Origin of the sequence: Inquilinus limosus (assembly GCF_002195995.1) — a bacterium.
Classification (GTDB): Bacteria; Pseudomonadota; Alphaproteobacteria; order DSM-16000; family Inquilinaceae; genus Inquilinus; species Inquilinus limosus_C.
In genome coordinates this window covers 87536-112338 of the sequence record NZ_NHON01000003.1, presented here as the reverse complement: position 1 = coordinate 112338, position 24803 = coordinate 87536, and the positions used below count along the sequence as shown (strand labels likewise).

Annotated in this window: 21 protein-coding genes; 19 read left to right on the top strand and 2 right to left on the bottom strand. The window is 70.8% G+C overall.

All coding sequences use genetic code 11. The annotated features are described in order from the left end of the window. Positions 1–116: 116 nt before the first annotated feature. Complete coding sequence (locus BWR60_RS36845) at positions 117–704, top strand: DUF6456 domain-containing protein (protein ID WP_179221608.1); 588 nt, start codon at positions 117–119, stop codon at positions 702–704. A gap of 333 nt (positions 705–1037) precedes the next feature. Then, a complete protein-coding gene (locus BWR60_RS03000; protein ID WP_218823320.1) occupies positions 1038–2249 on the top strand; it encodes an alpha-D-ribose 1-methylphosphonate 5-triphosphate diphosphatase in 1212 nt (403 codons plus the stop codon). 27 nt (positions 2250–2276) lie between these two features. Here the strand turns inward: BWR60_RS03000 and BWR60_RS02995 are convergent, their stop codons facing one another. Continuing rightward, on the bottom strand, positions 2277–3206 hold the full coding sequence (locus tag BWR60_RS02995; protein ID WP_088149521.1) for a LysR family transcriptional regulator: 930 nt from the start codon (positions 3204–3206) through the stop codon (positions 2277–2279). A gap of 217 nt (positions 3207–3423) precedes the next feature. On the opposite strand from BWR60_RS02995, the gene BWR60_RS02990 reads away from it, so the two are divergent. The 7 genes from BWR60_RS02990 to fdxA are packed head-to-tail and all read left to right on the top strand — an operon-like array spanning position 3424 to position 9892. Next, positions 3424–4461 (top strand): ABC transporter substrate-binding protein, encoded by a 1038-nt coding sequence (locus BWR60_RS02990; protein ID WP_218823319.1) that lies wholly within the window; start codon positions 3424–3426, stop codon positions 4459–4461. A 12-nt stretch (positions 4462–4473) separates the two neighbouring features. Beyond that, entirely contained in the window at positions 4474–5298 is an 825-nt protein-coding gene (locus tag BWR60_RS02985) for an ABC transporter ATP-binding protein (RefSeq protein WP_088149520.1), read from the top strand. Then, complete coding sequence (locus BWR60_RS02980) at positions 5298–6155, top strand: ABC transporter permease (protein ID WP_218823318.1); 858 nt, start codon at positions 5298–5300, stop codon at positions 6153–6155. The genes BWR60_RS02985 and BWR60_RS02980 overlap by 1 nt, the downstream gene beginning before the upstream one ends. Positions 6156–6203: 48 nt before the next feature. Further along, complete coding sequence (locus BWR60_RS02975; protein ID WP_088149519.1) at positions 6204–7559, top strand: FAD-dependent oxidoreductase; 1356 nt, start codon at positions 6204–6206, stop codon at positions 7557–7559. Positions 7560–7577: 18 nt separating this feature from the next. Then, positions 7578–8765, top strand: a complete 1188-nt coding sequence (locus tag BWR60_RS02970) for a CaiB/BaiF CoA transferase family protein (protein WP_088149518.1) — start codon at positions 7578–7580, stop codon at positions 8763–8765. Next, on the top strand, positions 8762–9538 hold the full coding sequence (locus BWR60_RS02965) for an enoyl-CoA hydratase-related protein (RefSeq protein ID WP_088149517.1): 777 nt from the start codon (positions 8762–8764) through the stop codon (positions 9536–9538). The genes BWR60_RS02970 and BWR60_RS02965 overlap by 4 nt, the downstream gene beginning before the upstream one ends. Positions 9539–9547: 9 nt before the next feature. After that, a complete protein-coding gene (fdxA, locus tag BWR60_RS02960) occupies positions 9548–9892 on the top strand; it encodes a ferredoxin (protein WP_088149516.1) in 345 nt (114 codons plus the stop codon). Positions 9893–9956: 64 nt separating this feature from the next. On the opposite strand, the gene BWR60_RS02955 is transcribed toward fdxA, so the two are convergent. Next, on the bottom strand, positions 9957–11138 hold the full coding sequence (locus BWR60_RS02955; RefSeq protein ID WP_218823317.1) for an ROK family transcriptional regulator: 1182 nt from the start codon (positions 11136–11138) through the stop codon (positions 9957–9959). Between the two features lie 314 nt (positions 11139–11452). Between BWR60_RS02955 and BWR60_RS02950 the strand changes: the two genes are divergently transcribed. The 10 genes from BWR60_RS02950 (at position 11453) to BWR60_RS02905 (ending at position 24767) form a co-directional block, all read left to right on the top strand. Continuing rightward, the gene (locus BWR60_RS02950; RefSeq protein ID WP_088149514.1) at positions 11453–12766 is read left to right on the top strand and encodes an ABC transporter substrate-binding protein; all 1314 of its coding nucleotides are present in this window, start codon (positions 11453–11455) and stop codon (positions 12764–12766) included. A gap of 79 nt (positions 12767–12845) precedes the next feature. Beyond that, a complete protein-coding gene (locus BWR60_RS02945; protein ID WP_218823316.1) occupies positions 12846–14750 on the top strand; it encodes an ABC transporter permease subunit in 1905 nt (634 codons plus the stop codon). A gap of 14 nt (positions 14751–14764) precedes the next feature. Beyond that, positions 14765–15781 carry an ABC transporter ATP-binding protein gene (locus BWR60_RS02940; protein WP_088149512.1) on the top strand — a complete coding sequence of 339 codons (1017 nt, stop codon included), beginning with the start codon at positions 14765–14767 and terminating at the stop codon, positions 15779–15781. Positions 15782–15807: 26 nt separating this feature from the next. Continuing rightward, entirely contained in the window at positions 15808–16956 is a 1149-nt protein-coding gene (locus BWR60_RS02935) for an amidohydrolase/deacetylase family metallohydrolase (RefSeq protein ID WP_088149511.1), read from the top strand. Continuing rightward, positions 16956–18410: an aldehyde dehydrogenase family protein gene (locus tag BWR60_RS02930; protein ID WP_218823315.1), complete on the top strand. Its 1455-nt coding sequence runs from the start codon at positions 16956–16958 to the stop codon at positions 18408–18410. Before BWR60_RS02935 ends, BWR60_RS02930 begins: the two co-directional genes overlap by 1 nt. Further along, entirely contained in the window at positions 18407–18934 is a 528-nt protein-coding gene (locus BWR60_RS02925; RefSeq protein ID WP_088149510.1) for a hypothetical protein, read from the top strand. Before BWR60_RS02930 ends, BWR60_RS02925 begins: the two co-directional genes overlap by 4 nt. Beyond that, positions 18931–20553 (top strand): GMC family oxidoreductase, encoded by a 1623-nt coding sequence (locus tag BWR60_RS02920; RefSeq protein WP_088149509.1) that lies wholly within the window; start codon positions 18931–18933, stop codon positions 20551–20553. Before BWR60_RS02925 ends, BWR60_RS02920 begins: the two co-directional genes overlap by 4 nt. A gap of 25 nt (positions 20554–20578) precedes the next feature. Then, on the top strand, positions 20579–21688 hold the full coding sequence (locus tag BWR60_RS02915) for a DSD1 family PLP-dependent enzyme (RefSeq protein ID WP_088149508.1): 1110 nt from the start codon (positions 20579–20581) through the stop codon (positions 21686–21688). Between the two features lie 214 nt (positions 21689–21902). Beyond that, entirely contained in the window at positions 21903–23474 is a 1572-nt protein-coding gene (locus tag BWR60_RS02910; RefSeq protein ID WP_088149507.1) for a PBSX family phage terminase large subunit, read from the top strand. Between the two features lie 42 nt (positions 23475–23516). After that, on the top strand, positions 23517–24767 hold the full coding sequence (locus tag BWR60_RS02905) for a DUF1073 domain-containing protein (RefSeq protein WP_088149506.1): 1251 nt from the start codon (positions 23517–23519) through the stop codon (positions 24765–24767). The last annotated feature ends 36 nt before the right edge of the window (positions 24768–24803 follow it).

Sequence of the window (24803 nt, the reverse complement as noted above, 5' to 3'; positions counted from 1 at the left end):
CCTCCGGTGCTCCGTCTAAGCAAGCGAGCGACGCCGGAAGTTGTTCCCTGTCAATGAGATGAGCCGCTGTGCCGGCCGTCTCCGTCATCGATGATCCGAACCCAGCAGGGGGAAGCATGGCGCGACACAAAATCGGCTGCGGCCGGGATGCCGTGGCCGGGCCCGAGGCCGCGGCACGGGAGACGCCGGAGCGCGCCCGGCATGCCGCCGGCATCGTCGACCGGCCGACCGGCACCGCCATCGGCGCGCCGACGGGCCGGCTGGTGCAGGCGCCGATCGACCGGCTGGCGGCACGCGGCTCGATCAGCCCGCGCATGCATTCCGCCGGGCAGCGGCTGCGCGGCCAGTTCGAGATCGGCGTGCTGGGGGTGCAGGACCGCGACGGCGAGCTGCCCACCGGGATCCGCGGCACCGGCATGGTGCTGACCCCGGGGGAGGTCCAGCTCGAAACCCTGCGCGCCTACAAATCGGCGCTGCGCTGCCTCGGCGCCCATGTCGGGGCGGTGGTGGAGGCGGTGTGCTGCCATGAGCAGGACGTCTCGGCCGTGGCCGGCAGGCAGGGGCGCCACCGCGACCGGGTGATGGGGGTGCTGGAGGATGGGCTGAAGACGCTGGCCGATCACTATCGCCTGACCGGGCGCGACGATCCTGCCCCGGAGAAGGGGGAGCGCGGCCCCCGGCCCCGCGCCATCGGCGTCCCGTGATCGGGGAGCACCCCCGGACCCAGGCGCTTCCTGGGCGTGTATGCCGGGCGCCCTCCGGATGGCGCAGCACTGCCTTGCCCGCATCCCAGGCCGGCCTCGATCGGTTGTAAGAAAGCTGCCACAAGGAGGGGCTAAGTCTGAGAGACCGTTTGGAAATGCGCTGGCGTGAGTCGGCTGGTGGTGGTTTCGAGAACCGGAGCGCAGCGCACATTGGTGCGTGAGCACCGGAAGCGGAGAAGCCGCCATCAGACCGCCGCGCCAGCGCATTTCCAAGCGGTCTCTGAGCGCCTGCCATCACCCCGGGCCCGTGCACGCATGCTTGAAGGTTCCATCATGAACGACAGGACGGCCGGCCTCGCTGCCATGCCCTCGCCGGCCCGCGGGCCGGCCCCCTCGCTGACCATTGTCGGCGCCCACGCGCTGGTCGATGGCCGCTTCGAGGAGGCGGTGATCCGCATCGAGGCGGGGCGCATCGCCGAGATCGCGGGCTCGGAGGGCCGCGCCGCCGATGGCCGGCTCGACGGCCGCGGCCGCCTGATGCTGCCGGGCATCGTCGACCTGCATGGCGACGCCTTCGAGCGATCGCTGATGCCGCGGCCGGGCGTGCGGTTCCCGACGGCGCTGGCGCTGGACGAGGCGGACCGGGTCATGGCCGGCTTCGGCATCACCACGGCGCTGCACGGCGTCACCTATTCCTGGGAGCCGGGGCTGCGCGGGCGCGAGACCTTCCTGGCGCTGGCCGGGGCGCTGCGCGAGCTGCGCGGCCGCCTGCGCTGCGACACCCATCTGCATCTGCGCTTCGAGGTGCACAACCATGACGGCCTGGGGGAGGTGGCGCCGCTGATCGCCGACGGCACCATCGGCGTGGTCGCCTTCAACGACCACCTGGCCGATATCGAGGAGGACCTGGCGAACCCGGAGAAGGCGGCGCGTTACCCGGGACGCACCGGCCTCTCCACCGAGGCGTTCCGCGCGCTGATGCGCCGGGTCGGGGAGCGCGCGGCCGAGCTCGACGCCACGGTCGCCGCGCTCGCCGGCATGGCGACCGCGGCCGGCGTGCCGATGCTCAGCCATGACGATGCCGATCTCGAAACCCGGGCACGCTACCGGGCGCTGGGCGCGCGCATCGCGGAGTTCCCCCTGGCCCGCGCCGTCGCCGCCGACGCCCGGGCCCAGGGCGAGCACGTCGTCATGGGCGGCCCCAACGTGCTGCGCGGCGGCAGCCACAAGGCGGGCAACCCCGCCGCGGCCGAGCTGGTGGGCGCGGACCTGTGCAGCATCCTGACCTCGGACTACTACTACCCGGCCCCGCTGCACGCGGCCTTCCGCCTGGCGGGGGAGGGGACGCTGCCGCTGGAGCGCGCCTGGGACCTCGTCGCCGCCAACCCGGCCGAGGCGCTGGGGCTCGCCGATCGCGGACGGATCGAGGTCGGCCGCCGCGCCGACCTGCTGCTGGTCGACCCCGGGGCGGGCGGGACGCCGCAGCCCGACGTCGTCGCCACGCTGGTGGAAGGCCGCCGCGCCTTCGTCGCGACGGAGGGCTGACGCGGGGACCGCCGGCGGCGGAACTCCTCATGCCCCCAGCCGCCCGGTCGCCGCGATATCCTGCGCCAGGCTCTGCAACTGCCGGCCCAGCTCGGTCGCGAGCACCTTGATGTGCGGGGCCGCCGATCGGTCGCGGTGCACGAACAGCCCGATCTCGCTGCCCGCCAGCCCGGGCTCCATCAGCGGTACGCAGACCAGCTCGCCGGTGCGGATCTCGTCGACGAATCCCGTCGGGGTGAAGAAGCCGATGCCGAGGCCGGAGCGCATCGCCGCCTTCATCACGGTCAGCGAGTTCGACAGGATGCGGGCGCTGAACTGGGCGCCGCTGTGGATGAACTCGCTCTCCGACACCGCATCCAGCAGCCAGGGATCGTTCAGCATCACCACCGGGTAGTCGGCGCATTGCGTCAGGGTGACGCCGCTCAGCGAGGCCAGCGGGTGGTCCGGCCGCATGATCGCGCCCAGCGCGGTGCGCAGCCGGGCCGCCAGCTCATAGCTGCGCTGGCGCCGGTCGATGAACAGCAGCGCCACGTCGGGCCGGCCGGCCCGCATCTCCTCGACATGCTCGGCCGGATCGGCGTCGATGACGCGGAAGGTGACGTGCGGGTGCTGCGCCGCCACCGCCTCGATCGCCCGCGGCACCACCCGCACCAGCAGCGACGGGATCGCCACGATCCGCACCTCGCCATGCAGGTCGCCGGACAATGCCGCGATGTCGCTGCAGGTGCGCTGCCACTCCGCCAGCGTGTGCCGGGCATGGCGCAGCAGGTGCTCGCCGGCCGGGGTCAGGCGCACGCCGTTGCCGCGCCGCTCGAACAGCGCCGCGCCCATCTCCGCCTCCAGCTTCAGGATCTGCCGGTTGACGGCGGAGGAGGCGACGTTCAGCGCCTCCGCCGCCCGCCGGATCGACCCCAGCCGCGCGACATGGTCGAGATAGCGCAGCACCACCGCATGCATGCCGGTCGTCCCCCCGAAAACCCGTCCCCGGGTGATGCCGAAAAGGCATCACCTCGCGCGAAATTCTATTCTTCCGAAGCGCGCCGAAGCACTCCTAAAGTTCTCGATCCGAGCGCGGACGCGTCGCCCCAGGAAGCCACGACGAGCGACACCGCCAAGAGCCGCATCGGCAGGGAAGCTCCGGGTCCAACGCGACCCCGAAGAAGGAGATGGCTTCATGGCGACGACGCTCTCCGCCAGCCGGCGACACATGCTGAAGGCCGGCTTGGCGCTGGCCGGCGGGCTGGCCTGTCCCACGGTGATCCCCGGCCTGGCGCGGGCCGCGACCGGCACCCGCACCGTCAACATGCAGCTCGGCTGGCTGGCGAATGACAACCAGCTCGGCGAGATCGTGGCCAAGCGCCTCGGCTATTTCGAGGAGGAGAAGATCGATTTCGCGATCCAGCCGGGCGGGCCCAGCATCGATGGCGTCGCCATCGTCGCCTCCGGCCGCTTCGAGATCGGCCAGGTCTCCTCCAGCCCCTCGCTGCTGCTGGCGGCATCGCAGGGCATACCGGTGAAATGCTTCGCCGTCGGGGCGCAGCAGCACCCCTACAGCTTCTTCTCGCTGCCGGCCGCGCCGGTGCGCGCGCCGCAGGACATGGTGGGCAAGAAGGTCGGGGTGCAGGCCACCGGCCGGATCCTGCTGTCGGCCCTGCTGCGCAAGCACAACATCGCCGAGGGCGATGTCGAGGTCGTGGTGATCGGCGCCGACATGTCGCCGCTGCTGACCGGCCAGGTCGACTGCATCACGGGGTGGGAGACCAACCGCACCGCGCTCAAGGTGCTGGGCCCCGACATGATCACCATGCGGTTGTGGGACCAGGGCGTGCGGCTCTACGCCATGCCCTATTACGCCACCGCCGAGACGATCGAGGGCCAGGGCGACCTCTTGGCCGGCTTCCTGCGCGCCGCCGGCCGCGGCTGGCAATACGCCCGCCAGAACCCGGAGCAGGCGGTCGACCTGTTCCTGCAGGAATATCCGGACGCGGTGCGCGAGGACGAGATGGCGGCCTGCAAGACCCTGCTCGACTACGTCTTCACCGAGAAGACGAAGCAGGATGGCTGGGGCTGCTTCGACCCCGCGGTGTGGCAGGAGCAGATCGACCTCTATGCCGGGCTCGACCAGTTCTCCGCCGGCACGCCGCCGATCGACGCGGTGATCAGCACCGCGGTGCTGGACGCCACCCGCGACAACCGCCCGAAGATCGGCTGAGGGGAGGCGCCCATGCCCGCCATCGCCCTGGACCGCGCGGTCCGCGCCGAGCCGCCCGCCGCCGAACCGGCCGCGGAGCCCGCCATCCGCCTGGACCGGGTGACGGTCCGCTTCACCACCGAGCGCGGCACGGTGACCGCGCTGGACGGCATCGACCTGTCGGTGCGGCCCGGCGGCTTCGTCACCCTGCTGGGCCCGTCCGGCTGCGGCAAGTCCACCCTGCTGCGGGTGGTGGCCGACCTGATCCCGCCGACACGCGGCGCGGTACGCGTGCTCGGCGGCAGCGCCTCGGCGGCGCGGGAGCGGCGCGACATCGGCTTCGTGTTCCAGGATGCGGCGCTCCTGCCCTGGCGCACGGCGCTGCAGAATGTCGAGCTGCCGCTCGAGGTCGGCGGCGGCCGGGCCCGCCCGGGCCAGCGCAGCCCGCGTGAGCTCTTGCAACTGGTCGGCCTCGGCGGCTGGGAGAACGCCTTTCCGCATGAGCTGTCGGGCGGCATGCGCCAGCGCGTCTCGATCGCCCGGGCGCTGGCCAACGACCCCAAGCTGCTGCTGATGGACGAGCCGTTCGGCGCGCTCGACGAGATCACCCGCGACCGGCTGAACGAGGAGCTGCTGCGGGTGTGGGAGGAGACGGGCACGACCATCCTCTTCGTCACCCATTCGATCTACGAGGCGGCGTTCCTGGGGCAGGAGGTGCTGCTGCTGGCCGCCCGGCCGGGCCGGGTACGCGAGCTGGTGCCGGTCGATCTGCCGTCGCCGCGCCGCATCCCGGTGCGCGAGACCCGGGAATTCGTCGACCTCGCCGCCCGGCTGCGGCGCGTGCTGGAGGCCTGCTGATGGTCGCGCCCGCCACCGACACTGCCACCGCCACCTTGGCCATGTCCGGCGCCTTCGCCGAGGATGCCGAGGCCCAGGCCGCCTTCGCCGGCACCCAGCGCTTCCTGGCCTGGCGCCGCCGGCTGCTGCCGGTGCTGGCCGTGGCCGCGATCCTGGTGCTGTGGGAGATCGCGGTGCCGCTGCTGGGCATCAAGCCCTTCATCGCCCCGGCGCCCAGCGCGGTGGCCAAGGTGCTGGTCGCCAAATCCGGCATGCTGCTGTCGAACCTGGTGCCGACCGCGATCGAGGCGCTGCTGGGCTTCCTGCTGGGCAATGCCGCGGCGATCCTGATCGCGGTCGCCTTCGTCTGGAAGCGGACGCTGGAGGAGGCGTTCTTCCCGGTGGCGGTGATGATCAACACCATCCCGGTGGTGGCCAAGGCGCCGATCCTGGTGCTGCTGCTGGGCAACGGCATGGAGCCGAAGATCGCCATCGCGGCGCTGATCTGCTTCTTCCCGACCCTGGTCAACATGACCCGCGGCCTGCGCGACGTCAGCCCGCAGCAATTGGAGCTGATGCGCATCCTGTCGGCCTCGCCGCGCGAGGTGTTCGTCAAGCTGCGGCTGAAGAACGCGCTGCCCTATCTGTTCTCGGCCCTGAAGATCGCGGCATCGACCGCCGTGATCGGCGCCATCGTCGGCGAATGGATCGGCGCCACCAAGGGCATCGGCGCGCTGATCATCCAGGCCACCTACAACTTCGACTCGCCGCTGCTCTACGCCACCATCGTCGTCGGCTCGGTGTTCTCGGCCAGCTTCTTCGGCGTGATCTGCTGGGCCGAGCATCGCTTCCTGAAATGGAACGTCCGCGCCGCCTGACCCCGCGCGCGACCCGACCCCCGATCTCTTCAATGCGGAGCCATCAGCATGGCCACGATGCCTGACACCATTGTCGAACCCGAAGGCCGGATCCCGGTCGCGGCGCGCGCCGACCTCGTCGTCGTCGGCGGCGGGCCGGCCGGCATCTCCGCCGCCGTGGCCGCCGCCCGCAACGGCCTGTCGGTGATCCTGCTCGAACGCTACGCCTATCTCGGCGGCCTGGCCTCGGGCGGCATGGTCCTGGTGCTGGACGACATGTCCAACGGCGACGAGATCAGCGTCCGCGGCCTGTGCGGCGAGATGATCGACCGGATGGAGCGGATCGGCCTGTGCGTCGCGCCGCCGGAGGCCGACCGCCGGTCCGACCCGGCGATGTGGCGGAAATGGTCGCGCTGGGGCGTGTTCGACTTCCACTCCCACATCAAGCCGCAGCCGATCTGCTACGCCGCCGCCTTCGACCCCGACGGCTACAAGCGCGTGGCCAACGATCTGGTGCGCGAGGCCGGGGTCAACCTGCGCCTGCACAGCTGGTTCTCCCGCGCCATCGTCGAGGATGGGCGGCTCACCGGCGTGATCTGCGACAGCAAGGAAGGCCGCCAGGCGATCATGGGGGCGGCGGTGGTCGACGCCACCGGCGATCTCGACGTCGCCGCCTCGGCCGGCGCGCCCTTCATCCAGGGCGCCTTCATCGTCACCACCGTGTTCCGCCTCGGCGGCGTCGACACCGCGGCGGCCGAGCGCTTCGAATATGAGGAGCCGGAGGCCTTCGCCGCGCTGGACCGCGAGGCCAAGCGGATCATGGGCGGGTCGTGGGACAAGTGGTGGCTGAAGACGCCGCTGGCCGGCGTGGTCTGGTGCAACTGCCCGCACATGGCCGGCTTCGACGGGCTGAAGGTCGACGACCTGACCCGGGCCGACTTCCAGGGCCGCGACCGCATCGCCGCTCTGGTCGCCTATGCCCGCGAGAAGATGCCCGGCTTCGAGAACGCCTTCATCGTCGACGTGGCGCCGCAGGTCGGCGTGCGCCAGTCCCGCCTGCTGGACGGCGTCCATGTCGTGTCGAAGGAGGATGTGACCCAGCGCCGCCACTTCGCCGACAGCGTCGCCCGCGGCCGCGACTACTACACCCCCTACCGGTCGCTGCTGCCGCGCGACGTGTCGCAGCTGCTGGTCGCCGGCCGGCACTACTCCGCCACCTCGGCCGCCCAGCGCATCTCGCGCGAGATCCCGCCCTGCATGGCGATGGGCGAGGCCGCGGGCGTGGCGGCGGCGCTGGCGCTGCAGGCCGGCGTTACCGTCGACCGGGTGGACGTCGCCCGGCTGCAGGCTACGCTGCGGGCCCAGGGGGCCGATCCGGGCGACCGGCCGGCGGCCAATGCGCAGGTGGCGGAAGCCGCGGAATAGGGAAGGGGCACGAGCAGAATGCAAAGCGACGGAGTGCAGCCGCTGTCCGGCATCCGGGTGATCGACTTCTCCCAGGTCATGCTCGGCCCCAGCGCCACCCAGGTGCTGGCCGATTACGGCGCCGACGTCATCAAGATCGAGCGGCCGGGTGCCGGCGACCTGTCGCGCAGCTCGATCCCGGACGATCCGGACGGGCCGAACAACCCGGTGTTCCGCAGCCTCAACCGCAACAAGCGGTCGATCGCCCTGGACCTGCGCCAGGACGAGGGCAAGCAGGTCGTCTACGAGCTGATCCGGGGCGCCGACATCGTCGTGAACAATTTCCGCGCCGGGGTGATGGAGCGGATGGGTTTCGGCTATGCCCGGCTGGCGGAGATCAACCCGCGCATCATCTGCGCCTTCGGCTCCGGCTTCGGCCAGGCCGGGCCGCTGGCCTACAAGGGCGGGCAGGACATCCTGGCCCAGGCCCTGTCCGGCGTGATGATGCGCAAATGCAACGACGACGAGCCGCTGACCATCTACGCCACCTCGCTGTGCGACTATTCCGCCGGCATGCATCTGGTGCAGGCGATCCTGCTGGCGCTGCTGCAGCGGGAGAAGACCGGCCGCGGCCAGCAGGTCTCGGTGTCGCTGTTCGAATCCATGCTCGCCATGCAGATGCAGGAAGCGGCGATGTGGCTGCAGCGTGGCCGCGACTTCAGCTGGGGCGCCTATCCGCTGACCGGCGCATTTCCAACCACCGACGGCGCCGTCGTCCTGGTCGGCGCCTTCAAGGCCAATCCGCTGCGCGACATCTGCACAGCACTGGGCCTGCCCGATCTGTCGGCCGACCCGCGCACCGCCGACTTCGCCGGCCAGGTCAGGCACAAGGCCGAGCTGCAGGCGCTGTTCCGCGAGCGCTTCGCCGGCAACACCACGGAGCATTGGCTGGCCCGGCTGGACGAGCAGGATCTGCTCTGCGCCCCCGTCCTCAAGCTGTCCGACGCGCTGGTGCACGAGCAGACCAAGGCCAATGGCAGCGTCGTGTCGCATGAGCCGGGCGACCCGCTGGCGCTGATCGGGTCGCCGCTGACCATGGATCCGTCGGCCTTCCGCATCCGCCACGCCCCGCCGGCGCTGGGCGCCGACGGCGACGCGGTGCTGGCCGAAGCCGGCTTCCCGGCCTCGCGGATCCGGGCGCTGCGCGAGGCGGGGGTGCTGTCATGACGGTGCGCTTCACGGTCGAGGGCGAGATCGCCCGCGTCACCCTCGACCGGCCGGACCGGATGAATGCGGTCGACCGGGCGACCGAGGCGGAGCTGATCCGGATCTGGGAGGCGATCGAGAAGGATCGCGCCATCCGCGCCGTGGTCCTGACCGGCGCCGGCGACCGCGCCTTCTGCACCGGCGCCGACATGAAGGACGGGTCGGGCGTCAGCGGGCTGGAGTACTGGGCGGCGCCGCGGCCCGGCGGCTTCGGCGGCATCGCTTTGCGCGAGACGCTGGACATCCCGGTGATCGCCCGGGTCAACGGCCATGCCCTGGGCGGCGGCATGGAGATGGTGCTGGGCTGCGACATCGTCGTGGCCTCGGCATCCGCCAGCTTCGGCCTGCCGGAGCCGCGGGTCGGCCGGCTGGCGCTGGATGGCGGCATCGCCCTGCTGCCGCGCCGGCTGAGCCACGTCCAGGCCATGGGCCTGCTGCTGACCGGTCGCCGCATCGGCGCGGAGGAGGCACTGCGGCTGGGGCTGGTCAACGAGGTGGCTGCGCCGGAGGGGCTGGATGCGGCGGTCGACCGCTGGGTCGCCGACATCCTGGCCTGCGCGCCGCTGTCGGTGCGGGCGATCAAGCAGATGGTGCGGGCGGGGGCCGGCCTGACCGCAGCACAGGCCCAGTCGCTGCGCCTGCCGGCCCTGGTCGAGGCGCTGAGGTCGGCGGACCAGGAGGAGGGCGTTCGCGCCTTCCAGGAAAAGCGCCCGCCGCGCTGGCAGGGGCGGTGAGGGGGCGCCATGACCCACATCATCGCCTCCGCCTGCATCGACGTGAAGGACGGCGCCTGCCAGAAGGTGTGCCCGGTCGACAGCATCTATGAGGGCGGGCGGATGATGTACATCCACCCGGAGGAATGCATCGATTGCGGCATCTGCCTGTCGGTCTGCCCGGTGCAGGCGATCTATGCCGATGACGAGTTGCCGGCGGCGGAGGCTGCGTTCCGGGCCGCGAACCAGGACTTCTTCGGCCCCGCCGTGACCGGCTGGGGCGCGCCGGGCGGTGCCGATGCACGGCATGTCAGCGCGCTGGATCATCCGGAGATCGCGGGCCGCCGTGCGGCCGCTGCCGACCGGCAGCCGTAGGGCGTTTTGGCTCCGGGCCGCCAGGCTGCGCCGGTGTGAGGTCGGATCTGGCCGGCCGCAGCTGTCAGAGTTGGAACTGCAGCCGGCGAGACAGCACGATGCCCGCCGCCCCGCGCAGTGTGGCGCGGCCCCTCTGGTCGGTCAGCAGCACGCGGGGCTCGCTGCCGGGGCGCGGCGGCACCAGCAGGCCGACATGGGCCTCGATCGCCGCCCGCAGCCGCTCCCCGGCCTCGACCACGTCGCCATGCAGCACGAAATGGTTCGGCGCCAGCGTCTGCTGCAGGTTGGCGATGCCGACAGCGATGTTGCGGGCATAGAGGTCCAAGAGCCGCGCGGCCGCGTCCGACCCCGCCTCGGCCTGTCCGGCCAGCAGGGCCGGGGTCATATCCCCGGGCAGCCCGGCGGCCCGCGCCTGGCGCCGCAGCCAGCCGATGGTCGCCACCGTCTCCCAGCAGCCGCGGCGGCCGCAGGCGCAGACCTCGCCGTCGAGCTGGACGAAGGTGTGGCCCAGCTCGCCGCCCGCGCCGGCCGGGCCGCTCTGCAGGTGCCCGTCCAGCTGCAGCGCCCCGCCGATGACGTCGGACAGGTACAGCACCGCGAAGGTGCGCAGGCTGCGGCCGATGCCGAACCAGCGGTCGGCCAGCAGCAGCGCCCGCGGATGGTGGTCGAGATAGACCGGCAGGCCCGTCTCCCCCTCCAGCACCGCACCGAGGCCGAGGCCGGACAGCACCGGCGCCAGGTTGACCTTGACGATGACTCCGCGCTCCGTGTCGATCATGCCGGTGGCCCCGACGCCGATGCCGAGCGGCGGCTGCCGGGCGGCCGACAGGGTGCGCGACAGGCTGGCGAGGACGGCCGCCACCGCGGCCCGGGGATCGCCGCCTTCTGTCGGGAACGCCTCGCGCTCGACGGCCGTGATCTCACCGGTCCAGGACACCAGCGCGGTGCGCACCGAACCGTGCCGCAGGTCGACCGCCCCGATCTGCGGCGCATCGCGTGAGAACTGCAGCGGCCGGGCCGGCTTGCCGCCGGTGCCGCCGGACGAGGCCGGCTCGCCCTCCACCAGGATGCCGTCATCGATCAGCGGCTGGACGATGCCGGTGATGGTGGCGCGGTTGACGCCGATGTGGCGGGCCAGGTCGGCGCGGCTGGTCGGCCCGAGGTCGAACAGCGACTGCAGCAGCCGGCTGCGGTTGAGGTCGCCCATCCTGGCCGGCGACAGCAGGGACGGGGGCCGCGGCTTCATCGCCTCCGCGGACGAGCCGGGCAGAGGGGCCCCCTCGCCGGCACCGCCGTCCATCGCCCGGCCTGACATCTTTCCAATCGACATGGCCTGCACTTCCTGAAGGGCGGGGCAGGGCCCGGCCCCGTGACATTGTATCGGCAGCGGCGCGGGCGTGGACCACCCGGCGCCATCCTCCCGGATTCATGCTCTGTGACACGTCCTCCGTGTTGACGGCAAGTTTGTTTGGAGCTAGAACAAACATACTAATGAAGCGAGCCCGTCCCGGCGGTCGTTCCCGTCGGTTGGAAGCAAGCCCAGAATCACAGGAGAGGCGAATGGATAAGGATCTGCTGGGTCGTTATCTGCTGTCCCGCAGGCGCGTGCTGCAGGGCGCCGCCCTGGGGGCAGGGGCCGCCGCCACGGGGCTCGGCAGCCGCTGGGCCCGCGCCGCGCCGGCCACGCCGCTGAGCTTCATCGGCTGGCAGTTCCAGCCGCAGATCGTCGAAGAGAACGTCAACACCTTCAAGAAGCTGTATGACGAGGCCGTCAATTACGAGCTGGTGACCGGCGACTACCACCCGGTGGTGGAGACCAAGCTGACCGGCGGCCAGCGCATCGACATGTTGTATGCCGAGGAGGACCACATCGCCCGCTGGTGCACGGCGGAGTGGACCCGCGACCTGGAAGGGCTGGACGGGGTCGACGAGATGAAGGCCGGCATGTTCCCGGTCAGCGTCAAGTCGATGTCGCTGCCCGACGGCAAGCTGGCGGGGCTGCCCTATTACGCCGGGCATAACGCCTTCATCTACAATGAGGAGCATCTGCAGAAGGCCGGCCTGCAGGTGCCTGACAGCTGGGATGCCCTGCTGGACGCCTGCCGCAAGCTGAAGAAGGACGGCGTGTCGGACGCGCCCTACAACAGCGCCTGGGGCCAGAAATGGCCGGAGCTGTCCTGGAGCATCTTCTCCTGCTGGTACGCGGAAGGCGCGCCGGTCTTCAACGCCGCCGGCGACTTCGTCGACGACGCCGCGCTACGCAAGGTGCTGGAGACGCATCAGGCCCTGTACAAGGAGCAGCTGGTGGCGGCCGACATCATGACGCTGCCGAATGAGGGTGTGCCCAGCTACGCCACCGGCCGGCACACCTTCATGGTGCTGCACGACTACGACCAGAAGGTCGCCAACGATCCCAAGCTGTCCAAGGCCGCGGGCAAGGTCAGGAACGCCCTGATGCCGGGCAAGACCAAGTCGACCTTCGCCTGGACCGCCGTCTACATGATGGGGGCGCAGCCGAGCGACGTCGATCGCACCTGGAACCTGCTGCGCTTCTTCGGCGGCAAGTCCAAGGACGGCCAGTACCACGTGATCAAGCGCTGGGCGCTCGATTTCGGCCTGGGCTCCGCCTACAAGGAGGTGATGGCCGACCCTGAGGTCGTCGCCAGCTTCGGCAAGTGGCGCGACCTCGACGTCACCAACAAGCAGCTCGAGCTCGCCACCTCCCGCGACATCGCCAAGCAGATCTGGTTCCCGGAATGGGACCTGTTCATGATGCAGCGGGTGCAGGACTACATCCGCGGCGCCATGTCGACCGACGAGATCGTCGACGCGCTCGGCAAGAAGGTGGCCGAGCTGAAGCAGCAGTACCAGTAGCCAGCAGGAGCGGCGATCGCGGGGCCGCCCGGCCGAGCCGCGATCGCCTTTCGCGACCCTTTGCGAGAGGGGCGGACCGGTGTCGATCACCATCCCGCAAGCCACTGCCATGTCCCGCCCGCGCCGCCGCATCGGCCGGATCCCGGGCTTCGCCTACGGTGCTGTGGCGCCGACGCTGGCGATCGTGATCGCCGTCGTCGGCCTGCCGCTGGCCTACAGCCTGTATCTCAGCCTGCACCGCACCAACCCGATCACCAAGCGCTGGATCTTCGTCGGGCTCGACAACTATGCCGGCATGCTTGGCAATGCCGAGTTCTGGGCGGCGCTGGGGCGGACCGCCTATTTCGCCGCCTTCTCGGTGATCGGCACCACGCTGATCGGCATGGGCATGGCGCTGGTGCTGAACGAGCGTTTCGTCGGCCGCGGCGTCCTGCGCAGCGTCATGCTGGTGCCCTGGGCGATGGCGCCGGTCTCGGTCGGCGTCCTCTGGTCCTTCGTCTATGCCGGCGACTACGGCACGCTGAACGGCCTGCTGACCGATCTCGGCCTCGGTTTCCTGGTCACCCCCTGGCTCGGCGACGGCTTCCGCGCGCTCAACCTCGTCGCCCTGACCCAGGTCTGGAACCAGGCGCCGCTGACGGCCCTGCTGCTGCTGGCCGGGCTGCAGTCGATGCCGCGCAACCTGCACAAGGCGGCGATGCTGGACGGCGCCGGGCCGGTCGCCCGCTTCTTCGCCATCACGCTGCCCTGGCTGAAGCCCAACCTGCTGTTCATCGCCATCATCGCCACGATCAACTCGCTGATGGCCTTCGACATCCTGTGGATCATGACCCGCGGCGGCCCTGGCGCCGCCACCACGGTCTTCGCCTGGCTCGGCTATCTCTACTCCTTCCAGTTCCTGAAGTTCGGGGAAGGGGCGGCGATCCTCTACGGCCTCACCATCCTCAGCTTCGTCCTGGCGATCCTGTACTTCCTGGTGCTGGGGCCGCGGCAGCGCCGCCGAGCGGCCGCCGTGCTAGGCGATGTCGGTGAGGGCAGCCGCGCCGCCACCGGCCGGCGCCACGCCATGGTGACGCTGCCGCCCTACCGGCCGCGGCTGCGGCTGCCCCGCCGGGTCGAGGCCGTCCTCGGCCGCATCGGCTTCACCCTGGCCGCGCTGCTGATCTTCCTGTGGTCGGCCCTGCCGGTGATCGCCCTGGTGCTGATGAGCATCACCCCGGCCTCGGACCTGATCCGCACGCCGCCGACCGTGGTGCCCAGCGGCTTCACGCTGCAGAATTTCACCGCGGTGCTGGCGCCGGAGCTGGCCAGCGGCAACGAGACCAGCGTCCAGGCCAAGCGCGTGCCGCTGTCGCTGCTGAACAGCTTCGTCGTCGGCGTGGTGGTCGTCACGATCAGCGTCGCCCTCGGCACCCTGGCCGGCTACGCCTTCGCCCGGCACGGCAAGGCCCGGTTCTTCCGGATCAGCCTGTGGGGCCTGCTGCTGACGCGGATGACGCCCGCGCTGACCCTGGTGCTGCCCTTCTTCGTCATCTTCCGCACGCTGGGGCTGATCGACACCCGCACCGGGCTGGTGATCGCCTACAGCAGCATCCTGCTGCCGCTCAGCGCCTGGATGATGAAGAGCTATTTCGAGGGCATCCCGGCCAGCCTGGACCGGGCGGCGCTGATCGACGGCTGCTCGCGGCTGAAGATGCTGTGGAAGATCCTGCTGCCGGTGGCGCGGCCGGGCATCATCGCCGCCGCGATCTTCTGCTTCCTGGTCAGCTGGAACGAGTTCCTGTTCGCGCTGATCCTGACCTCGACGCCGAACGCCCAGACCATCCCGGTGGTGCTGTCGGGCTTCCTCAGCCAGGCGCGCTTCTACGAATACGGGCCGATGTTCGCCGCCAGCGTGCTGTCGATCGCGCCGCCGGTGCTCGTCGCCTTCCTGTTCCAACGCTACCTCGTCCAAGGCGCGCTCTCCGGCGCCGTCAAGGGCTGAGCCGGGAGGCCCCGATGACCTCGATCAACATCCGCGCCGTCTCCAAGAGCTATGCCCAGCACCGGGTGCTGAAGGGGCTCGACCTCGACATCGCCGATGGCGAGTTCATCTCCTTCCTCGGCCCGTCCGGCTGCGGCAAGAGCACGCTGCTCTACTGCATCGCCGGGCTGGAGGAGATCTCGACCGGCAGCATCCTGTTCGACGGCCGCGACATCAGCGGCCTGGCGCCGCGCGACCGCAACATCGCCCTGGTGTTCCAGGACTACGCCCTCTACCCGCATATGGCGGTGCGGGACAACATGGCGTTCCCGCTGCGCCAGCAGAAGGTCTCGTCGGACGACATCAAGCGCCAGGTGGCCTGGGCGGCGGAGCTCCTGGGGCTGGAGGAGCTCTTGGACCGGTCGCCGGCCGAGCTGTCCGGCGGCCAGCGCCAGCGCGTCGCGGTCGGCCGCGCCATCGTCCGCAACCCGGCGGCGCTGCTGATGGACGAGCCCTTGTCCAACCTCGACGCCAGCCTGCGGGTGCGGATGCGCACCGAGATCAAGCGGCTGCAGCGGGAACTGGCGGTGACCACCATCTTCGTCACCCATGACCAGGAGGAGGCGATGGTCCTGTCGGACCGGATCGCCGTGATGCATGACGGCGTGCTGCAGCAATTCGCCGACCCGATGGCGGTGTATCGCGAGCCCGCCAACCAGTTCGTCGCCGGCTTCATCGGCAGCCCGCAGATGAACTTCCTGCCCGGCTCCGCCGTCTCCGGCGGCCAGGATGACAGCCGCGTCGTCGGCATCCGCCCGCACGATCTGACGCCGTCGGCCGGCCCGGAGGACGGGGCGCTGTCCCTGACCGGGGAGCTGGCGCTGATCGAGCCCGCGGGCCCTATCCATTTCCTCGACGTCCAGATCGGCGACCGGATGGTCAAGGCCACCTGCGGCGACCCCGGCGGCCTCCGCCCCGGCGCCAGCCTGACCCTGACCGCCGCCGACCGCAGCATCCACCTGTTCGACCGCGCCAGCGGCGCCCGGGTCTGATCCCACTCCGAGGAAGCATGCATCCCATGGCCTTCGACCTCGTGCTCCGGAACGGACGGGTGATCGACCCGTCGCAGGGCATCGACCGCGTCGCCGATGTCGCCTTCGCCGGCGGCAAGGTCGTGGCGGTCGGCGCCGGGCTGGACCCCGGCGGCGGCACGGTCCGTGACGTGTCCGGCCTGATCGTGACGCCGGGGCTGATCGACCTGCACACCCATGTCTATTGGGGCGGCACCTCGCTCGGCATCGACGCCGAGGATTTCGCGCGGCGGAGCGCGGTCACCACCTGCGTCGACACCGGCAGCGCCGGCCCCGGCAACTTCCCGGGCTTCCGCAAGCATGTGATCGACCCCAGCCAGATCCGCATCCTGGTCTATCTGCACGTCTCCTTCGCCGGCATCTTCGCCTTCTCCGAGCGCGTCATGGTCGGGGAAAGCCACGACATCCGGCTGATGGCGGCGCGGGACGCGGTCGAGGTGGCGGAGGCGAACCGCGACGTGATCATCGGCATCAAGGTGCGGATCGGCCGCATCGCCAGCGGCCCGGCCGGCATCGCCCCGCTCGACGTCGCCCTGCAGGTGGCGGACGAGACCGGCCTGCCGCTGATGGTCCATATCGACGAGCCGCCGCCCTCCTACGAGGCGGTGGTCGACCGGCTGCGGCCGAGCGACGTGCTGACCCACTGCTTCCGGCCCTTCCCGAATTCGCCGGTCAGCCGCGACGGCACGATCAAGCCCGAGGTGCTGGCGGCGCGGCAGCGCGGCGTGCTGTTCGACATCGGCCACGGCAAGGGGTCGTTCGGCTGGAAGACCGCGCGGGCGATGCTGGCCCAGGGCTTCAAGCCCGACACCATCTCCTCCGACGTCCATGCGCTGTGCATCAACGGCCCGGCCTATGACCAGGTGACGACGCTGTCGAAGTTCCTGGAACTCGGCATGCCGCTGGACGAGGTGATCGCGGCCTCGACCGTCAACGCCGCCAAGGCGCTGAACCGGCCCGAGCTCGGCACCTTCAAGACCGGCAGCGTCGGCGACGCCAGCATCCTGTCGCTCAAGGACGGCGCCTTCCCGCTGGAGGATGTGCGCGGCGAGGTCGTCACCGCCAAGCGGCGGATCTTCGCCGAGGGCGTCGTGGTCAACGGGCGCTGGTGGCACCCGGCGGAAGGAACGAAGTGATGCAGCGCGACGATATCGAGACCTTCGCCAACCATATCGGCGGGCGCTGGGAAACCGAGCCGGAGACGATGCCGGCGACCAACCCGGCGACCGGCGAGCCGATCGGCCGGCTGCCGCGCAGCAGCCGCGACACGGCGCGCCGCGCCATCGCCGCAGCACGGGCGGCGCAGCCCGGCTGGGCCGCGACGCCGGTGTGGCAACGGGCCAAGGCCTGCCTCGCCATCGCCGCCCAGATCGACGGCGCCCGCGACCGCATCGCCCGCACCCTCAGCCTGGAGCAGGGCAAGCCGTTCAAGGAAGCGCATGGCGAGGTCGGCAAGGCGGCGGACGGCTTCCGGCTGGCGGCCGAGCTGGTCAAGCAGCTGCGCGGCGAGACCCTGCCGGCGGAGGACCCGAGCAAGCTGGTGCTGACCCTGCGCCAGCCGCGCGGCGTCTATGCCGTGATCACGCCCTGGAACTTCCCGGTCAACATCCCGGTCGAATACCTCGCCCCCGGCATCGCCACCGGCAACGCCATCGTCTGGGTGCCGGCGCCGACCACCTCGATGGCCGCGGTCGAGCTGATGCGCGCGATCGAGGAGGCGGGGCTGCCGCCCGGCGTGGTCAACCTGGTGATCGGGGAGGGGGCGGTGGTCGGCGACGAGATCGTCGCCCATCCCGGCACCAACGGCATCGGCTTCACCGGCAGCCCGGCCACCGGCCAGCGCATCGCCGAGCGCGGCGCCGGCAAGCCGATGTTGCTGGAGCTCGGCGGCAACGGGCCGGTGCTGGTGTTCGAAGACGCCGATCTCGACCGCGCCGCCGCGGCGGCGGCCAGCGGCGCCTTCTTCAACGCCGGCCAGGTCTGCGCCGCCACCGGCCGGGTGTTGGCCCATCGCAGCATTGTCGAGCCCCTGGCGCAGCGGCTGGCCGAGATCGCCCGGGGGCACAAGCTCGGCGACCCGCTGCAGCAGGGCACCACCATGGGGCCGCTGAACAACCCGAAGGTCGCCGCCAAGGTGCGCGAGCATGTCGACGACGCCGTCGCCCGCGGCGCCACGGTGCTGGCCGGCGGCAAGCCGCGGCCGGATCTGGGCAGCGACCTGTTCTTCGAGCCGACCGTGATCACCGGCGTCACCCGCGACATGCGGATCAACCGGGAGGAGACGTTCGGCCCGGTGGTGCCGGTGCTGGCCTTCGACGACGATGCGGAGGCGCTGGACCTGGCGCTGGACACCGAGCACGGCCTTAGCATCGGCCTGTTCACCGCCGACATGGACCGGGCGCTGCGCTTCGGCGAGGCGATCCCGGCCGGCATCGTCAACGTCAATGCCGGCAGCACTTGGTGGGAGCTGCACCTGCCCTTCGGCGGCGGCACCGGCACCCGAAGCGGCATCGGCCGGCTCGGCGGGCGCCACACGCTCGAGGCGATGACCGAACTCAAGATGATCTCGATCACCCGGACCGGGAAATGACCACAACCACACCTTCTTCCGCCGTCTCGGCGCGGCTGCTGGCCGACCTGGTCGACCTGCTGCTGCCGGGCGAGGGCGACTGGCCCTCCGGAGCCACCATCGGCGTCCAGTCGACGCTGGCGATCCATCTGGTCGAGGAGCGGGGCGAGAGCGACCTCACGCGGCTCACCCAGGCGATCCTGCAGGCCGGCGGTCCCTTTGCCGACCAGCCGGAGGAGCGGCGCATCGCCATCGTGCAGGCCCTGGAGGCGGCGGAGCCCGAGCTGTTCGGCTGGGTCCGCGACGCCGCGTACTACGCCTATTACGAGAGCCCCTATGTGGTCGCGGTGATCAACGCCCAGGGCCATCCCTACCGGCTGCGGCCGCATGTGAAGGGCTATCCGCTGCAGCGCTTCGATCCGGCCCGCGACGCCCCGAAGCACGGCCGCGGCCGCTGGCTGCCGACCGGGGATGTGCGCCCGGTCGACATCTCCGCCCTCGATCTCGACAGCGACCGCACGCAAGCCTGGGGCCTGAAGCGATGACCAAGCCATCCTGCGACATCCTGATCATCGGCGCCGGCGCCACCGGATCCCTCGCCGCCGTGGTGCTGGCCCAGGCCGGGCTCAACGTGGTCTGCCTCGAGCAGGGCTCCTGGGTCGAGGCCGGCGACCATCCGCATTACAGCTCCGACTGGTCCTGGCAGCGCCGCACCCGGTGGAACGCCGACATCAACCGCCGCCGCCATCCGGACGACTACCCGGTGGTCACCGACAGCTCACAGGTGCTGATGTGGAACGGTGTCGGCGGGTCGACCAATGTCTATGGCGCGATCTGGCCGCGCTACCGGCCGTCGGATTTCCGCAAGGGCGACGAGCACGGGCTGCAGCCGAACTGGCCGATCGCCTATGAGGACGTCGCCCCGTTCTATGAGGCGGCGGACCGCATGATCGGCGTCAGCGGCCTGGCCGGCGACCCGGCGATGCCGCCACGGGAGGCCTGCCCGACCGGGCCGCTGCCCTTCACCAAGGCGGCGCGCCGCCTGTCCCAGGCCTTCGACCATCTTGGCTGGCACTGGTGGCCGGCCGAGGCCGGTGTGATCTCGGAGGACTATGACGGCCGGCCGGGCTGCAATGGCTGCGGCATTTGCAATGGCTGCCCGCGCGGGTCGATGAGCAAGTATTCGCTGTCGATCTGGCCCAAGGCGCTGGCCGCCGGGACCGAGCTGCGCATCCACGCCCGGGTGCTGCGGATCGAGAAGGGCAGGGACGGCCGCGCCACCGGCGCCGTCTACATCGACCGCGAGACCGGCCGGACCGAGTTCCAGCCGGCCGAGATCGTGGTCGTCGCCGCCAACGGCGTCGGCACGCCGCGGCTGCTGCTGGCGTCGGACAATCTCGCCAACCAGTCGGACCAGGTCGGCCGCAATCTGCTGCACCACACGCTGGTGGGAGCCGAGATCTGGGTGGACGAGCCGATCGACGGCCATATGGGCTACGTCGCCTCGCTGATCAGCCGGCAATTCGCCGAGACCGATGTCGGCCGCGGCTTCGTCAACGGCTTCAACTTCAACTGTCTGACCAGCACCTCGGCCGCGGCGGAGGTCGCCGCCGGCTGGATCACCGAGACCAAGGCGCCCTGGGGCCGCGATCACCATCGGTGGTTCGAGCGCCATTTCGGCCACGGCATCGGCGTCTATGCCATCGGCGACGACCTGCCGAACCCGGAGAACCGCGTCGCCCTCGACCCGGTGAGGCGCGATGCTGACGGCATCCCGGTCGCGACCATGCATTACGCGCCGGGCGAGAACGACCGGCGGATGATGAACTACATGCTCGACCGGCTGGTCGACATCGGCAGCGCCGCCGGCGCCTTCGAGGTCAAGCTGCAGGACTATCGCGACAAGGACGGCGTCTACCGCACCCCCGCCTGGCACATGATCGGCACCTGCCGCATGGGCAGCGACCCCGAGACCTCGGTGGTGAACAAATGGCAGCAGAGCTGGGACGTGCCGAACCTGTTCATCGTCGATGGCAGCGTCCTGGCCACCGGCGGCGTGGTCAACCCGACGCCGACGATCTCGGCCCTGGCCTTGCGGGCGGCGACCCATATCCGCGACAATTTCCGCGAGCTGAAGGGCGCGACCCGGCCGATGGCGGCCTAGGCCCAAGCCTCAGGGAGTGCGATCGATGCTGCAGCCGCCGCCGGCCGAGCCGGGCATGCGCGAGGAGGAGGTCGACACCCCGGCCCTGATCCTCGACCTCGACGCCTTCGAGGCCAATCTCGACCACATGGCCGGGCTGGCCGCGGCGGCCGGGGTGAAGCTGCGGCCGCATGCCAAGACCCACAAATCGCTGGTCATCGCCCATCGGCAGCTGGCGCGCGGCGCGGTCGGCCAATGCACCCAGAAGGTGGCGGAGGCCGAGATCCTGGCCTGGGGCGGCGTGCTGGACATCCTGGTCAGCAACGAGGTGGTCGGTCCGCGCAAGCTGGCGCGGCTGGCGGCGCTGACCCGGATCGCGCAGGTCGCCGTCTGCGCCGACCATCCCGATGGCGTGGCGGCGATCGAGACTGCGGCGGAGGCGGCGGGCACGCGGCTGACTGTGCTGGTCGAGATCGATGTCGGCACCGGCCGCTGCGGCGTGGCGCCGGGGGAGGAGGCGGTGGCCCTGGCCCGGCGCATCGCCGCCAGCCGGCATTTGGCCTTCGGCGGGCTGCAGGCCTATCACGGCCGCGCCCAGCACAAGAGATCGCCGGAGGAGCGCGCCGCCGCCATCGCCGAAGCGGCGCAGGCGGCGGAGCGGACGGTGGAGGATCTGCGCCGCGCCGGCCTCGACTGCCCGATCATCGGCGGCGCCGGCACCGGCACCTTCGCGCTGGAGGCGGCGAGCGGCGTGTTCACCGAGCTGCAGGTCGGCTCCTACGCCTTCATGGATGCGGATTATGCCCGCAACGACCCGCCGCCGCCCTTCCGCCAGGCGCTGTCCGTGCTGGCGACGGTGATGAGCGTGCCGCGCGACGGTGCCGCCGTGGTCGATGCCGGGCACAAGGCGCTGCCCACCGACAGCGGCATGCCCCTGGTCTCGGGCCGCGACGGCATCCGCTACGAGGGCCCGTCGGACGAGCATGGCCGGCTGGTGATCGAGCCCGGCGCCGACCGGCCCCGACTCGGCGAGATGCTGCGCTTGGTGCCGGGGCATTGCGACCCGACGATCGACCGCTACGACTGGTATGTCGGGGTCCGGTCCGGCCGGGTCGAATGCCTGTGGCCCATCGCGGCCCGCGGCGCCATGGCCTGAGCGGATGTCCGAAGTCTTTCCCGGTCGCGGTTTCGGGGTTTCGCCATCTGCCCGGGCGGGCTGCGCACGAGAGATAAGGGTGTTCGCTTTTTGTTCTTGACACGATGCCGCGTCGCGTGGCATAGTTCAGATACAGTCAGACAGTTGCGCCCGCCCGGCACCGCCGCGGCGGGCGCTTTCGTTCCGGTGTCCGGGTTGGAGGCGTGGGGGCGGCATGGCGCAGCAGCGGAGAACGCCGAATAGGAATCAGCGCCGTTTCGCCAGCGCCTATGTCGGGTCCGGCAATGGCGCCGATGCGGCCCGGAAGGCGGGATATACGCGATCCGAGCCCAAGGACACCGCCTCGAAGCTGCTGAGGAAGCCCTGGGTCCTGATCGAGGCTTTCCGACAGGAGGAGCAGCGGCGGCTGCGGCGGCAGCCGGTATCGTCGGCCGCGGTGGCGAAGCTGCAGGAGAGGACCCGGTTCGTCCTGGCGAAAGGCTTGTGCATGCCGGAGGAGGTGCAGGAGCTGTCGCGGCACCTCGATCGGCTGCGGAGTTTGCCGCCCGAGGCCGAGATCCTGCCCGTGAAGGGCACTGCAGGGCTGCCCTCGCCCGATCTGCCGCTCAAGTTCCGGCAGCTGCTCGATCGGTCGCGCTACAAGGGTGTGCATGGCGGCCGCGGCTCCGGCAAGTCGCATGTCTTCGCCGAGCTGCTGGTGCGGCGCTGCGTCGACACGGCGCCGGTGCGGGCCGTGTGTATCCGCGAGGTGCAGCGGTCGCTGGACCAGTCGGTGAAGCGGCTGATCGAGGACAAGATCCAGGCGTTGGGCGCCGGCGGCCATTTTCGGGTCCAGGCGGAGCGTATCCTCGGGCCCGGCGACGGCCGCATCATCTTCCAGGGCATGCAGAATCACACGGCGGAGAGCATCAAGTCGCTGGAGGGCTACGACATCGCCTGGGTGGAGGAAGCGCAGGCGCTGTCGGCCCGCAGTCTCGAGCTGCTGCGCCCGACCATTCGCAAGCCGGGGTCGGAGCTGTGGTTCTCCTGGAACCCGACGCGGGCGGAGGATCCGGTGGATGTGCTGTTCCGCGGCGGCCCGCCGCCGCCTGGCGCCCTCCTAGTCGAGGCCAACTGGTCGGACAACCCGAATTTCCCGGAGGTGCTGAAGGCCGAGATGGAGTGGGACCGGCAGCGCGATCCGGACAAGCACCAGCACATCTGGCTGGGCGGCTATCGCCGCATCAGCGACACGCGGGTGTTCTCGAACTGGCGGGCGGAGGCGTTCGAGCCGCCGGCCGGCACCCGGTTCCTGTTCGGCGCCGACTGGGGCTTCAGCACCGACCCGACCGTGCTGGTGCGCTGTTTTGTCGAGGAGCGGACGCTGTTCGTCGACCACGAAGCCTATGCGGTCGGATGCGAGATCGACCGTACGCCGGCCCTGTTCGACACCATTCCGGAAGCCCGGCGCTGGCCGATCACCGCCGACAGCGCTCGGCCCGAGACCATCAGCTACATGCAGCGCCACGGCTTCCCCAACATCCGCGCGGCGGTCAAGGGCACCGGCTCCGTCGAGGACGGTGTCGAATTCCTGAAAAGCCATGACATCCTGGTGCATCCGCGCTGCCGGCACCTGATCGACGAGCTGGCGCTCTACAGCTACCGCACCGACCCGCACACCGGGGCGAAGCTGCGTCGGCTGGAAGACCGCGAGAATCATGTCATCGACGCGCTGCGCTATGCGGTCGAGGGGCGGCAGCGGGGCAGCTACGACGGCTCGCTGAGCTGGGTCGGAACCGGCATCTGAGCAACATCACAACCGAGCCGATGGGGCTCTCGGAGGCCAGCCTTGTTTCTGGACACGCTGACCAATGTCCTTGCCGGCCTGTTCACCGCCAGGGACAAGCTCGCGCATGACCGGTTCCTGCAGGTCATGCAGGATCGCGGGCAGCTCGACGCCGCCTATCGCGGCGACTGGATCGCCCGCAAGGTGATCGACGTGCCGCCCTTCGACATGACCCGGGAATGGCGGCGTTGGCATGCCGATCCGGCGCAGATCGCCGCGATCGAGGCGGAGGAGGCGCGGCTCGGCGTCCAGCGCAAGGTGGCGCGGGCGCTGCGGCTGGCCCGGCTCTACGGCGGCGCCGCCCTGGTGCTGGGCGCGGGCGACGGCGACCCGGCGCAGCCGTTGCCGCCGCTCGGCCGCGGGGGCTTGCGCTACCTGCATGTCATGCATCGCTGGGAGATTTCGCCCGGCGAGATCGACCGCGATGTCCTGTCGCCCGGCTTCGGCGAGCCCGGCTGGTACCAGGTCGCATCGGCCGGCGGGTCGGGGGCGGGGCAGGCGGGCGTGCGGCTGCATGCCAGCCGGGTCGTGCGGCTGCCCGGCGCCGAGCTGCCGGACGGGACCGCCGGCGACGGCTGGGGCGACAGCGTGCTGCAGGCGATGATGGATGCGATCCGCCAGGCCGGGCTTGCCGCCCAGGGCGTGGCGACGCTGATCCATGAAGCCAAGCTCGACGTCATCCGCATCCCGCAGCTCACCCAGCATCTGGCGCAGCCCGACTACGCCAGCAAGCTCGTCGACCGGTTCACCCTGGCCAACACGATGAAGGGCCTGGTGAATGCCCTGGTCATCGACAAGGAGGAGGAGTGGGACCGCAAGCAGCTGAGCTTCGCCCAACTGCCCGAGATCATGCAGCAATATCTGCAGATCGCCGCAGGCGCCGCCGACATCCCGGCCACCCGGCTGCTGGGCCAGGCCCCGGCCGGGCTGAACGCGACCGGCGAGGGCGACACCCGCAACTACTACGACCGGATCGCGGCGGAGCAGCGGGTGACGCTGGGCCCGGCGCTGCAGCGGCTGGACGAGGCGCTGATCCTCAGCGCGCTCGGCACCCGGCCGCCGGAGATCCGGTACGACTGGGCGCCACTATGGCAGCTCGGGGCCGAAGACCGGGCCGAGATCGGGCTGAAGAAGGCGCAAGCGACCGAGATCTATGCCCGGACGGCACTGGTGCCGCCCGAAATGCTGGCCGCCGCGGTGCGGGGCCAGTTGGTCGAGGACCGCGTGTATCCGGGCCTGCCGGAGAGTGAGTAGGTCTCGGCCTGATACGTCGCGATCACTTGGCCTTCG